Here is a 12,522-nt window from a genome sequence, read left to right as displayed (position 1 = left end):
TGTTCCAAAATAGTGCAGTGATAATTTTCTGGATGAATTTATAGCGTTATTTTAGTGCGTTATGCAAAGAGTGGCCTTGCCACCTGTTTTTATGAAGCGAAAAGACATACAATACGCGGATTCTAGTGGAGCGCAGATTCATGAAGTCCCCCAAAGTCGGTTTTGTTTCTTTAGGTTGTCCTAAGGCATTGGTAGATTCTGAACGAATTTTAACTCAGTTGAAAACTGAGGGTTATGATGTAGCATCGGATTATGACGGTGCTGATTTAGTTGTTGTAAATACTTGCGGTTTTATTGAATCTGCAGTGCAAGAGTCTTTAGACGCCATCGGCGAAGCCATGAGCGCAAACGGCCGTGTGATTGTAACAGGCTGCTTGGGCAAAGATGAAGACAAAATCCGCGAAATGCATCCGAATGTACTGAAAGTCACGGGCGCAGCGGCGTATCAGGAAGTCATGGAAGCGGTGCACCAGTACGTGCCTGAGCCGCCAAAGCACAATCCATTCGTAGATCTTGTTCCTGAGCAGGGCATCCGCCTGACGCCAAAGCATTATGCTTATCTGAAAATATCTGAAGGCTGCAACCACCGCTGCACATTCTGCATTATTCCAAGCATGCGCGGCGATTTGGTTTCGCGTCCAGTCGGTTCGGTTTTAAATGAAGCGCAGGCGCTGAAAAAAGCCGGCGTTAAAGAAGTTTTGGTGATTTCGCAAGATACTTCTGCTTATGGCCTGGACACCAAATACAAGCTGGATTTCTGGAACGGCCAGCCGGTTAAAACCAAATTCTATGACATGTGCGAAGCGCTCGGCCAGTTAGGCATCTGGGTGCGCCTGCATTATGTCTATCCTTATCCGCATGTCGATGCCGTCATTGACCTTATGGCGCAAGGCAAAATCCTGCCGTATTTAGACATTCCTTTTCAGCACGCCAGCCCGCGCATCTTAAAACTGATGAAGCGGCCAGCCCACAGCGAAAATACCTTGGAACGCCTGAAATTATGGCGCGAAAAATGTCCTGAACTGGTGATCCGCTCAACCTTCGTAGTCGGCTTCCCGGGCGAAACCGAAGAAGACTTCGTGATGCTTCTGGACTGGCTGAAAGAAGCGCAGCTGGACCGCGTCGGCTGCTTTACCTATTCGCCGGTTGAAGGCGCGACAGCAAATGACCTGCCGGACCATGTGCCTGAAGACATTAAGCAGGAGCGCTATGAGCGCTTCATGGAAGTGCAGCAGGAAATTTCCGCCGCCAAGCTGCAGAAGCGCATTGGACAAACCATGACTGTGCTGGTCGATGAGCTTGAAGAAGAGTTCCCGGTCGCAGTTGCGCGCTCTTATGCCGATGCGCCTGAAATTGACGGCAACGTTTTTGTTGAAGATATCGATAAGTCACTGATTAAAGCCGGTGATTTGCTTGAGGTTGAAATCACCGATGCAGATGAGTATGACTTGTTTGCCAAGCTGATCCGGATCAAATCTGCTTAAAGCTTTAAATGCATAAAAACTAAATATTGATGAATTGGAGTAATGATGATGCTGGATTCAAAAAAACCGCGTTATGAACGCATTCTGCTCAAGCTTTCCGGTGAAGCGCTTGCAGGCAATAAAGACATGGGGATTGATGCGCAAGTGCTCGATCAGATGTCTTTGTCGATTGCCCACCTGGTAGGCTTAGGCGTTCAGGTCGGCATCGTGGTTGGCGGCGGCAACTTGTACCGCGGCAGCCAATTGCAGAAAGACGGCCTGGTTGGCCGCGTAACAGGCGACCAAATGGGCATGCTGGCAACCGTAATGAACGGCTTGGCGCTGCGCGACGCTTTGGTGCGCCGCAATATCAAAACCCGCTTAATGTCCGCTTTGCCGATTGGCGCTGTAGTGGAGTCATATTCCAGCCGCGACGCAATCCGCCATTTAACTCAAGGCGAAGTGTGCGTATTTGTGGCGGGCACAGGCAACCCATTCTTTACGACCGATACGGCAGCCTGCCTGCGCGGCATTGAAATTGAAGCTGATCTGATTTTGAAAGCGACCAAAGTTGATGGCGTATATAATAAAGATCCAAGCAAATACGAAGATGCGGTGAAATACGACGCATTGACCTTCGATCAAGTGCTTGATGAAAAATTAGGGGTTATGGACTTAACCGCAATCTGCCTGTGCCGTGACCACAATGTGCCGCTGCAAGTATTCGATATGAATAAAACCGGCTCATTGCTTTCGGTTGTTATGGGCGAAAAAGAGGGTACTCACGTTACCAAGTGATGACGTGGGCCTGAAAGCTCTTTATACTGCAAGCTATTTTATAATTACACCTTTTAAAATTAAGTAAGGAAGATCATATGATTAACGATCTTAAAAAAGACAGCGAAGACCGTATGAACAAGACTTTAGAGTCTTTAGAACATGGCTTTGCCAAAGTTCGTACAGGCCGTGCGCACCCATCTATTTTAAATGGTGTGATGGTTTCCTACTACGGCTCTGACGTGCCGCTGAATCAGGTGGCAAACGTTGGCGTTGAAGACTCGCGCACTTTGCTGGTTCAGCCGTTCGAGCGCTCTATGGTTTCTGCGATTGACAAAGCGATCCGCGAATCAGACCTGGGCCTGAATCCGATCACTGCTGATGCAATCCGCGTGCCGATGGCTGCGCTGACTGAAGAAACCCGCCGCGATATGCAGAAAGTTGCGCGCACTGAAGCTGAAAATGCCAAAGTCGCTATCCGCAATATCCGCCGTGATGTGCTGGGTGATATCAAGGCGCTGCTGAAGGAAAAAGAAATTTCTGAAGATGAAGAGCGCCGTGCGGGTGATGAAATTCAGAAAATCACCGACAAATTTGTTGCTGAAGTGGAAAAGCGCCTGGCTGCAAAAGAAGCTGAATTGATGAAGGTCTAAGCTTTAATGACCTCATCCGAAGAAACTTCCCGTCTTCCAAAACATGTTGCCATCATCATGGATGGCAACAACCGTTTTGCCAAAAAAAATCAAATGCAGAAAGGTGATGGGCACCGTGAAGGTAAAAACGTCCTAGATCCGATCGTAGAGCATTGCCGTTCTAATAATATTCAAGCTTTAACTGTCTTTGCCTTTTCAAGCGAAAACTGGAACCGCCCTCAGTTTGAGGTCGATTTGCTGATGAAGCTGCTGGAAGAAACCATTCTTGAGCAGCTGCCCCGCATGGAAAAATTCAATATCGCCCTGCGCTTCATTGGCGACCGTTCGCGCCTGTCCCCGCAATTGCGTGACTTAATGTTGCATGCAGAGGAAAGGACTGCTAATTTCAACAGCATGACCTTAACCATTGCGATCAGTTATGGCGGCATGTGGGACATGGCGCAGGCTGCCCAGCGGGTGGCTGCGGATGTTCTGGCGAAAAAAATAAATCTGGATGCAATTGATGCCGATGTGTTTGGTCAATATGTCAGCTTAAGCGATTTGCCGCCGGTGGACTTGCTGATCCGCACAGGCGGCGATTTCCGCCTGTCGAATTTTCTGCTGTGGCAGGCAGCTTATGCAGAGCTGTATTTTACAGAAACATTGTGGCCTGAATTTACCGTTGAAGAATTAGATGACGCCTTCGCAGTCTTTGCAGGACGCGAGCGCCGTTTCGGTAAAACATCAGAGCAAGTTCAACAAAAGCAACTCGAGAATTAAATAAATGTTAGAGCGGATTATTACCGCATTGGTTTTAGTAGCAGTTGTACTGAGCTGTATGTTTGCTACACAGTCACACTATCCAATGTTTGTGCTGATGATCATTGCAGCAGGGGTTGCTGGGTATGAGTGGCAAAAGCTTATGCCTAGAAAATCAAAAAATGCAATTAAGCCTTTGGCTTGGGGCTATGGCTTGGCTGTGGCGGTTTTGTCCGCCTTGGCTTTGCGCTACAGCGATGTGGCGCTGCTGCTGTGGGCAGCTTCAATTTTCACATGGCTGTTAAGCGTCTACTGGGTCAAGTCCTATCCGGATTACGACGGCTGGTATAATCCGACACTGAATTTTATCGGGCTGGTGCTGATTTCAGCTGCAGTGACGGCAATTTTCGCGGTTTGGCAAAGTTCCCCTTGGTGGCTGATGTACCTGTTCCTGCTGGTTTGGGGCGCAGACAGCGGCGCATATTTTGTCGGGCGCAAGCTGGGCAGGAAAAAGCTTGCGCCGGATGTCAGCCCGAATAAATCGGTTGAAGGGCTATACGGCGGCATTGTGACGGCAACAATTATTATTGTTGCGGTTGAAGTGCTGTACTTGGAGCTGAGCCTGGCGGAACATATTCTGTTCTTAATTCTTTCAGTTGTTACCGTTTTCAGTTCGGTCCTGGGTGACCTGTTTGAATCCATGATCAAGCGCCGCGCCGGCATAAAAGACTCCGGCCGCATTCTGCCGGGCCACGGCGGCGTGCTTGACCGGATTGACTCTTTGCTTGCCGCGGCTCCGATTTTTGCGGCCGGCATGTATGTTTTAAAACTTATAGGCGTAGATTTATAGATGTCACAGTCTGTTTGCATATTGGGCGTTACCGGTTCTATCGGCCGAAGCACCTTGAAAATTCTGGACTGCCACCCCGAAGAGTATTCTGTTTTTGCAGTCACGGCGCACAGCAGAATTGCGGAACTGGCGGAAATTTGCAAACAGTACCGGCCCCAAGCCGCTGTTGTGCCGCCGCATAAAGTGGATGAACTGCGCCAGCTTTTGCTCCGTGAAAACTTAAATGACATTGAAATCCTGCAGGGTGAGGCGGGCTTGATTGCAGCGGCTTCCCATCCGCAGGTGGATGTGGTGATGGCGGCCATTGTGGGCGCCGCCGGCCTGCTGCCGACATTGGCGGCGGTGAAAGCCGGTAAGCGCGTGCTGCTGGCCAATAAAGAAGCCTTGGTGATGTCCGGCGATATCATGATGCAGGCGGCGCGTGAACATCATGCTGCATTGCTTCCGGTCGATTCAGAACACAATGCGATCTTTCAATGCCTGCCAGAAGGCTATTTTCAGGCGGAGCGCAATGGTCAGCCGAAACTGGGGGTGTCGCGGATTCTGCTGACAGCTTCAGGCGGCCCGTTCCTGAATCATACCCCGGAACAGCTGCAGGCAGTAACGCCGGCGCAGGCCTGTAAGCATCCCAACTGGTCAATGGGCCAGAAAATTTCAGTAGATTCAGCAACTTTAATGAATAAAGGGCTTGAACTGATTGAGGCCTGCCATCTCTTTGCAATTTCAGAACATTTTGTAACAGTGGTTGTTCATCCGCAGAGTATCATTCATTCTATGGTTCAATATGTGGATGGTTCAACTTTGGCGCAAATGGGCAACCCCGATATGTGTACGCCAATCGCGCATGCTTTGGCATGGCCGAAGCGCATTCAGACGCATGTGCCTCCTCTGGATTTATTCACGCATTCGCATTTGAATTTTCAGGAACCGGATACCGGGCGTTTCCCTGCACTGAAGCTTGCGCGCCAAGCCATGCAGGCGGGCGGTTTGGCTCCGGCAATTTTAAACGCAGCCAATGAAATCGCGGTGGACGCTTTTCTGAAGAATCAGATCGGATTTACCCAGATTCCGCAAATTGTTGAAGCAACCCTCAGTCAACTGGAAAATAGCGCAGCGGACAGCATTGAGGCTGTTTTGCAGGCTGACCGTTCAGCGCGCTCCATCGCGCAGCAAATTGCAATGAATAAAGGAAGCTGAAATTATGAATGCCTTGTTTATTATTCTTGCAGCCGTTTTACTGCTGGGGCCGCTGATCGCAATTCATGAGTTTGGCCATTACATTGTTGCGCGTAAACTGGGCGTTAAAGTTTTAGTCTATTCCATTGGCTTTGGCCCAACCGTGCTGAAGTGGACATCCAAAAAATCCGGCATTCAGTACCAGATTTCCGCACTGCCTTTGGGCGGCTACGTGAAAATGCTGGATGAGCGCGAAGGCAGTGTGCCTGAGCAGGACTTGCCTTATGCATTTAACCGTCAAAGCCCGTGGAAAAGAATTGCTATTGTGGCGGCGGGCCCGCTGATCAATCTGGCCTTTGCTGTGGTGCTGTTCTGGATTTTGCTGCTTCCGGCGCAAGAACAGCTGAGCACCCGGGTTGGCAAGGTTTTGCCGAATACTCCGGCCGCTGCGGCGCAGATGCATGAGGGCGATAAAATTACCGCCATTGACGGCATGCAGGTTTCAACCTGGGAAAAGCTGAATTTCGCCTTAGTTGACCGCGCCGGCGAAACCGGCAGCATCGCGGTAACTGCAGACCGGGCCGGCGAGCAGAAGATGTTTCAGCTTCCGGTGCAGGACTTCTTAAAAGACCAGTCTCAGTCGCCTCTGGATGTTTTAGGCTTTACGCCTTACCGTCCTCATTTGCCTGCGGTGATTTCCAAGCTCAGCAGCGACGGCGCAGCCGTGCGTCAGGGCATGAAAGCGGGCGATAAAATTATTGCAGTCAATGGCGTCAAGATGAATGACTGGTTTGATGTGGTGCAGGTTGTGCAGGCATCGCCGGAAAAGCTGCTTAAAATTGACGTGCTGCGCGGCAACCAGCAGCTTCAGCTTGAAGTGATGCCTCAGGGCAAGCGCGACAATATGGGCAATGTGACTGGCGTCTTGGGTGTGCAGAGTGACCCGGGCAAAGTGACAATCCCGGCAGAATATAAACAGACAATACAATATTCTCCAGTCGAAGCGTTTACAATGGCGGTGGATAAAACTGGACAGATTTCCAGTATGATTCTCAACTCCATTGTCAAAATGTTTCGCGGCCTGATTGGCTTGGATAATTTATCAGGGCCGATCACCATTGCGAAAGTCGCAGGTCAAAGCGCAGAAATGGGCTGGCAGACTTTTATTTCCTTCATGGCGCTGATGAGCGTAAGTTTGGGAATTCTGAATCTGCTGCCTATTCCAATGCTGGACGGCGGGCATCTGGTTTACTATTTTGTTGAATTAATTCGTGGTAAACCTGTTTCTGAACAAATACAATTGGTTGGACTGAAGATTGGTATGGTACTGCTTGGCAGCATGATGCTGCTGGCACTTTTTAATGATTTTATGCGGTTATAAAACAGCGTAGAAGATGGAATAAATTAACAGCGGAAAAGACTGGCATGCAGCACACACATTTATTTATGCCTCTGGCACTGGTTAGTGCTATGGCAGCAGCACAACAAGTATACGCGGCAGATGACTTTATTGTTCAAGACGTAAAAATAGACGGCTTGGTCCGTTTAACGCCAGAAAGCGTGTACGGCATGCTGCCGGTTACAAGCGGCGACCGTGTAACTGATCCAGTCATCGCCAGCGCTATCCGCACCTTATACGCTACGGGCCTGTTTGATGACATTAAAACCTCGCAGGAAGGCAATACGCTGGTCTTTAAGGTGGTTGAGCGGCCTGTTATTTCTAAAATTGAGCTGAAAGGCAATAAGCTGATTCCTAAAGAAGCGCTGCAGGAAGGCCTGAAAAAAATGGGGCTGGCTGAAGGCGAAGTGCTGAAGAAGTCTGCACTGCAGGTTGTGGAAACTGAGCTGGAACAGCAGTATATGCAGCAGGGCCGCTACGATGCGGATGTCAAAGTCAGCACCACGGCGCGCCCGAATAACCGCGTCGATTTGCTGATTGAATTTGCCGAAGGCAAAGCTGCAAAAGTTTTTGACATCAACATTATTGGCAATACTGTATTTAAAGAAAGCGATATTAAGCAGGCTTTTGCGGTGAAGGAAAGCAGCTGGAACTCGATTGTTTCCCGCAACGACCGCTATGCGCGTGAAAAAATGGCTGCCAGCCTGGAAGCATTGCGCGCAATGTACCTGAACAAGGGCTATATCAACTTCAATATTACCAATTCAAGCCTGAACCTGAGTGAAGACAAAAAGCATGTCTTTATTGAGGTTTCTGTGGATGAAGGCGATCAGTTCAAATTCGGCGAAAGCAAATTCCTGGGCGATGCGCTTTATACGCCGCAGGAATTGAAGCCTCTGCAGATTTATAAAGACGGCGATCTTTATTCACAGGAAAAAGTGAATGGCGTGAAGCAGCTGCTGCTGCGCAAATACGGCAATGCAGGCTATTACTTTGCTGAAGTGAATGTAGTTCCCGAAATTAACAATGAAAGCAAAATTGTCGATTTAAACTACTACATCAACCCGGGTCAAAAAGTGACGGTCCGCCGCATCAACTTTACCGGCAACACCAAAACTGCCGATGAAGTATTGCGCCGCGAAATGCGCCAAATGGAAGGCGCACTGGCCAGCAATGAAAAAATTGACTTGTCAAAAGTGCGCTTAGAGCGTACCGGCTTCTTTAAAACAGTAGATGTTAAGCCGGCGCGCATTCCAAACTCGCCTGATCAAATTGACCTGAACGTCAATGTTGAAGAGCAGCATTCAGGCACCAGCACCTTGGCAGTCGGTTTCTCGCAAAGCGGCGGTGTGACTTTCCAGGCGGGCTTAAGCCAAACCAACTTCTTGGGCACAGGCAACTCGGTTTCCGTTGATTTGTCGCGTTCAGAGACGCAAGACTATTACAATTTAAGCGTTACCGATCCGTATTTCACGATTGACGGCGTGCGCCGCGGCTACAATATGTATTACCGCAAAACCAAGCTGAATGATGACTATAACGTAAACAACTACGTGACAGACAGCTTCGGCGGCGGGATCAACTTTGGTTATCCGATTGATGAAAACCAGAGCATCAGTGCAGGCTTGAATATTGACCAGACTGAGGTCACCACAGGGCAGTATGTGTCGACTTATGTGCGTGATTACTTATTGGCTAATGGCGGTAAGGCAACTGGTAAGGCTAAGGATGTCTGTATTGGAACTATCGACAATGTATATGGCGATCCTGCAGATCCAACAAAAGTAACAGGCACGACATGTAATGGGCAGACCGTAGACTATGATAATGAATTTAAGGGTGATTTCTTAACTTATAATTTAAATCTAGGCTGGTCGTATAATACCTTAAACCGTCCAATCTTCCCGACCAGCGGCATGTCGCACCGGGTCAATGCGGAAGTGGCGCTGCCGGGCAGCGATGTGGAATATCAAAAGCTTACTTATGATGCTCAGGCATTCTTCCCCTTAGGGAAAGACTTTGTGCTGCGCGGCTACGGCAAGCTGGGCTACGGCAATGACTTGCCTTTCTATAAGAACTTCTATGCCGGCGGTTTCGGTTCGGTGCGCGGTTATGACAACAGCACATTGGGTCCAAAATATCCGGGTGTAACCTATAATGAATCAAGAACCAGAGACTACAGCCCGGAAGAAGTGGGCGGTAATGCGCTGATGCAGTTCGGCGCTGAATTGGCGCTGCCATTGCCGTTTAAAGGTGACTGGACACGCCAAGTGCGTCCGGTGCTGTTTGCTGAAGGCGCACAGGTATTTGATACGCAATGTAATATTCCATCTGGTAAGCTTTATTTATCGGGCGGTGCAAGTGATTCAGGCGTTGATGCTAAAAAATACTGTGAAGATAACTTTGGTTTTGATGCGGGCGATATGCGCTACAGCGTAGGGCTTGGCTTTACCTGGATCACCATGATTGGGCCATTGTCACTCAGCTATGCGTACCCGCTGAATGATAAAGCCGGCGATGAAACTAAAAATATCCAGTTTGAAATCGGCCGTACTTTCTAAGTGCGGCTTTTGGACTGACAGAATAATCAAAACTTCGGAACACGATATGAAACAGATTTTTGGCGGCGCAATTGCGCTCAGCATGCTGTGCAGCACAGCCTCGCATGCGGCAGGTTACGGCATTGTCGATTTGGAAAAAATTGTTGAGCAAAGCGCTTATATTAAGCAGCATAATGCCGGCATGCAGCAGCAGATTAAACCGCAAACTGCAAAAATCGAAGCTTTAAGCAAAGAGCTGGAAGCGCTGCAGCAGCGCGCGCAGCAGGGAGCGAAACTGTCCGATGCTGAAAAGAAAAGCATGACGCAGCAGTACCAGTCCAAGCTTCAGGAGCTGAACGGCCTGCAGCAGAAAGTTCAAGGCACGGTCGAGTCCAGCATTCAGGCGCTGAACCGCGCAATGGACTCAAGAATTAAGCAGGCGGCGGAACAATTGCGTAAAGAGAATAATCTTGACGTTGTTTTGAATAAAAATTCAGCGCTTGCCTATGACCCTAAGTATGATTTAACTGATAAAATGATTCAAAAGGTTAATGCAATTAAATAATCAATGAATCATCAATCTCTCAGCTTAGAAAAACTTGCTCATCTTGTACATGGTGAGTGCGTTGGCCAGCGCGATCTAAAATTATCCGGTTTGGCAAGCCTTGAGCATGCAGGTGCTCAGCATTTGGCTTTTGTAAATGCGGATAAATATTTGGAACCGGCTGGAGCATCTAAGGCTGGAGCGCTGATTGTCACCGAAGCCTTAAAAGCGCAAATTCAGGGGCAGCAGAACTTCATTGTTGTGGCAAATCCGTATTTGGCTTTTGCAATCCTGACGCATATTTTTGAAAGAAAGCATGCGGAAACCGGCATTGAAAGCACCGCGCAGATTCATCCATCAGCCATTATTTCGGACTCTGCCTATATTGGACATTATGCGGTTATCGGCCAGCATTGTGTAGTGGGCGATGAGTCTATTATTCAGTCTCACTGCAGGATTGATGATGATGTGGAAGTCGGAAAGCAGTGCTTTATTGACTCGCATGTGACCTTGACCGGCCAAGCCAAAATTGGCGACCGTGTGCGCATTCATGCCAATACGGTCATTGGCGGGGAAGGCTTCGGTTTCGCGCCTTATCAGGGCAAATGGCACCGCATTGCGCAGCTGGGCTCTGTGCGCATTGGCAATGATGTGCGGATTGGGTCGAATTGCAGCATCGACCGCGGCGCATTGGATGACACAATTTTAGAAGATGGCGTCATTGTTGATAACCTTGTGCAAATTGCCCACAATGTTAAAATTGGCGCCAATACAGCAATGGCCGCGAAATGCGGCATTGCTGGCAGTACGGAAATTGGCAAAAACTGCATCTTTGCGGGCGGGGTTGGCGTAGTGGGGCATATTAATATTGCGGATAATGTAACGATTACCGGCATGTCAATGGTCACAAAAAGTATTTCTGAAGCGGGCAGCTATTCTTCAGGAACGCCGATGCTGGAAAGTTTGCAGTGGAAGCGCGCAGCGGTGCGGTTTAAACAATTAGCAGATGTGCCATTGACCCAGTTGATGAAAAGGCTTGATCATATGAAATCTCAGATAGAGTCCCTTGAATCAACTAAATTGCGTAAATAATTATGATGACTGAGCCGAATACTCCTGCATTCACAATGCCTGAACTGCCAATGCAAATTCAAACTATTCGTGAATATTTGCCGCACCGTTACCCATTTCTGCTTGTAGACCGTGTGACTGATATTACGGATTCAGGCATTGTGGGCTACAAAAATGTTTCAATGAATGAAGAATTTTTACAAGGACATTTTCCTGGCTACCCGATTATGCCCGGTGTGCTGATTGTTGAGGCAATGGCGCAAATTTCAGGCATTCTTGGTTTTGTCATGAATAATCAGAAACCCTCAAGTGACAAAATTTTCCTATTTGCAGGAGCAGAGCGGGTCCGTTTTAGAAAGCAGGTTGTTCCAGGCGATCAGCTGGTTTTAAAAGCGGAACTCATGATGCAGAAGCGCGGCATTTATAAATACAACTGTACTGCTACAGTTGATGGTGTCGTTGCGGCCGCTGCGGAAATTATGATTACGCAACAGAAAACAGAGCAAGCATGAGCAATAACGAATTTATTCACCCTACCGCTATTATTGACTCATCTGCAGTAATTGCTCCAGATGTACAGATAGGCCCATATTCAATTATTGGCCCCAATGTCACAATTGGCGCCGGCACGAAAATTCATTCGCATGTTGTTATTGGCGGCTACACCCGCATTGGTCAAAATAATGAAATTTTTCAGTTTGCCAGTGTCGGTGAGGTCTGCCAGGACTTGAAATATGCCGGTGAAGAAACATGGCTGGAAATCGGTGATCATAATTCAATTCGTGAACATTGCAGCTTGCACCGCGGCACGGTGCAGGACCAGAGCCTGACCAAAATCGGCAGCCACAACCTGCTGATGGTGAATACGCATATTGCGCATGACTGCGTAGTCGGCGACCATAATATTTTTGCGAATAATGCCGGCGTGGCAGGCCATGTGCATATTGGCGACCATGTGGTGGTTGGCGGCAATTCGGGCATCCATCAGTTCTGCAAAATTGATTCTTTCAGCATGATTGGCGGCGCTTCGCTGATTTTGAAAGATGTGCCTGCCTATGTGATGGTTTCGGGCAATCCGGCACATGCATTCGCCATGAATGTGGAAGGCATGCGCCGCAAGGGCTGGTCTAAAAATGTGATTCAGGGCCTGCGCGAAGCATTCAAGCTGATTTATAAATCGGGCTTAACGGCTGAAGAAGCAGTGCAGAAAATCCGCACTGAGATTTTGCCGGAAGTTGCGGAAGCGCAATTGCTGATTGATTCGATAGAGCAGTCTAAGCGCGGTATTGTGCGCTGATGCTGATCTGTTAG

The 12,522-nt window shown here is 48.6% G+C and carries 12 protein-coding genes; all 12 read left to right on the top strand.

Annotated features, from left to right (window positions below):
* Window positions 1-140 precede the first annotated feature (140 nt).
* The 12 genes from rimO (at window position 141) to lpxA (ending at window position 12,508) form a co-directional block, all read left to right on the top strand.
* Complete coding sequence (gene rimO, locus BEN74_RS02965; RefSeq protein WP_068909011.1) at window positions 141-1,484, top strand: 30S ribosomal protein S12 methylthiotransferase RimO; 1,344 nt, start codon at window positions 141-143, stop codon at window positions 1,482-1,484.
* A gap of 48 nt (window positions 1,485-1,532) precedes the next feature.
* The gene (pyrH, locus tag BEN74_RS02960; protein ID WP_068909083.1) at window positions 1,533-2,261 is read left to right on the top strand and encodes a UMP kinase; all 729 of its coding nucleotides are present in this window, start codon (window positions 1,533-1,535) and stop codon (window positions 2,259-2,261) included.
* A gap of 77 nt (window positions 2,262-2,338) precedes the next feature.
* Entirely contained in the window at window positions 2,339-2,893 is a 555-nt protein-coding gene (frr, locus tag BEN74_RS02955) for a ribosome recycling factor (RefSeq protein ID WP_068909009.1), read from the top strand.
* A gap of 6 nt (window positions 2,894-2,899) precedes the next feature.
* Window positions 2,900-3,652 (top strand): polyprenyl diphosphate synthase, encoded by a 753-nt coding sequence (gene uppS, locus BEN74_RS02950; protein ID WP_068909007.1) that lies wholly within the window; start codon window positions 2,900-2,902, stop codon window positions 3,650-3,652.
* Between the two features lie 4 nt (window positions 3,653-3,656).
* The gene (locus BEN74_RS02945) at window positions 3,657-4,481 is read left to right on the top strand and encodes a phosphatidate cytidylyltransferase (RefSeq protein WP_068909005.1); all 825 of its coding nucleotides are present in this window, start codon (window positions 3,657-3,659) and stop codon (window positions 4,479-4,481) included.
* The gene (gene ispC, locus BEN74_RS02940) at window positions 4,482-5,678 is read left to right on the top strand and encodes a 1-deoxy-D-xylulose-5-phosphate reductoisomerase (RefSeq protein ID WP_068909003.1); all 1,197 of its coding nucleotides are present in this window, start codon (window positions 4,482-4,484) and stop codon (window positions 5,676-5,678) included.
* A 4-nt stretch (window positions 5,679-5,682) separates the two neighbouring features.
* A complete protein-coding gene (gene rseP / locus BEN74_RS02935; protein ID WP_068909001.1) occupies window positions 5,683-7,038 on the top strand; it encodes an RIP metalloprotease RseP in 1,356 nt (451 codons plus the stop codon).
* A 44-nt stretch (window positions 7,039-7,082) separates the two neighbouring features.
* A complete protein-coding gene (gene bamA / locus BEN74_RS02930) occupies window positions 7,083-9,617 on the top strand; it encodes an outer membrane protein assembly factor BamA (RefSeq protein ID WP_068908999.1) in 2,535 nt (844 codons plus the stop codon).
* A gap of 46 nt (window positions 9,618-9,663) precedes the next feature.
* Window positions 9,664-10,161, top strand: a complete 498-nt coding sequence (locus BEN74_RS02925) for an OmpH family outer membrane protein (protein WP_068908997.1) — start codon at window positions 9,664-9,666, stop codon at window positions 10,159-10,161.
* Window positions 10,162-10,164: 3 nt separating this feature from the next.
* Window positions 10,165-11,232 carry a UDP-3-O-(3-hydroxymyristoyl)glucosamine N-acyltransferase gene (lpxD, locus tag BEN74_RS02920; protein WP_068908995.1) on the top strand — a complete coding sequence of 356 codons (1,068 nt, stop codon included), beginning with the start codon at window positions 10,165-10,167 and terminating at the stop codon, window positions 11,230-11,232.
* 5 nt (window positions 11,233-11,237) lie between these two features.
* Window positions 11,238-11,723: a 3-hydroxyacyl-ACP dehydratase FabZ gene (fabZ, locus tag BEN74_RS02915; protein WP_068909080.1), complete on the top strand. Its 486-nt coding sequence runs from the start codon at window positions 11,238-11,240 to the stop codon at window positions 11,721-11,723.
* Window positions 11,720-12,508: an acyl-ACP--UDP-N-acetylglucosamine O-acyltransferase gene (gene lpxA, locus BEN74_RS02910; RefSeq protein WP_068908993.1), complete on the top strand. Its 789-nt coding sequence runs from the start codon at window positions 11,720-11,722 to the stop codon at window positions 12,506-12,508. The genes fabZ and lpxA overlap by 4 nt, the downstream gene beginning before the upstream one ends.
* The last annotated feature ends 14 nt before the right edge of the window (window positions 12,509-12,522 follow it).

It is taken from the genome of Acinetobacter sp. WCHAc010034 (assembly GCF_001696615.3).
Lineage (GTDB): Bacteria > Pseudomonadota > Gammaproteobacteria > Pseudomonadales > Moraxellaceae > Acinetobacter.
This window is presented reverse-complemented; position numbering and strand designations above follow the sequence as displayed.

Coding starts and splice junctions, on each gene's coding strand:
- rimO (WP_068909011.1), top strand. CDS start 141: ATGAAGTCCCCCAAAGTCGGTTTTGTTTCTTTAGGTTGTCCTAAGGCA.
- pyrH (WP_068909083.1), top strand. CDS start 1,533: ATGCTGGATTCAAAAAAACCGCGTTATGAACGCATTCTGCTCAAGCTT.
- frr (WP_068909009.1), top strand. CDS start 2,339: ATGATTAACGATCTTAAAAAAGACAGCGAAGACCGTATGAACAAGACT.
- uppS (WP_068909007.1), top strand. CDS start 2,900: ATGACCTCATCCGAAGAAACTTCCCGTCTTCCAAAACATGTTGCCATC.
- BEN74_RS02945 (WP_068909005.1), top strand. CDS start 3,657: ATGTTAGAGCGGATTATTACCGCATTGGTTTTAGTAGCAGTTGTACTG.
- ispC (WP_068909003.1), top strand. CDS start 4,482: ATGTCACAGTCTGTTTGCATATTGGGCGTTACCGGTTCTATCGGCCGA.
- rseP (WP_068909001.1), top strand. CDS start 5,683: ATGAATGCCTTGTTTATTATTCTTGCAGCCGTTTTACTGCTGGGGCCG.
- bamA (WP_068908999.1), top strand. CDS start 7,083: ATGCAGCACACACATTTATTTATGCCTCTGGCACTGGTTAGTGCTATG.
- BEN74_RS02925 (WP_068908997.1), top strand. CDS start 9,664: ATGAAACAGATTTTTGGCGGCGCAATTGCGCTCAGCATGCTGTGCAGC.
- lpxD (WP_068908995.1), top strand. CDS start 10,165: ATGAATCATCAATCTCTCAGCTTAGAAAAACTTGCTCATCTTGTACAT.
- fabZ (WP_068909080.1), top strand. CDS start 11,238: ATGACTGAGCCGAATACTCCTGCATTCACAATGCCTGAACTGCCAATG.
- lpxA (WP_068908993.1), top strand. CDS start 11,720: ATGAGCAATAACGAATTTATTCACCCTACCGCTATTATTGACTCATCT.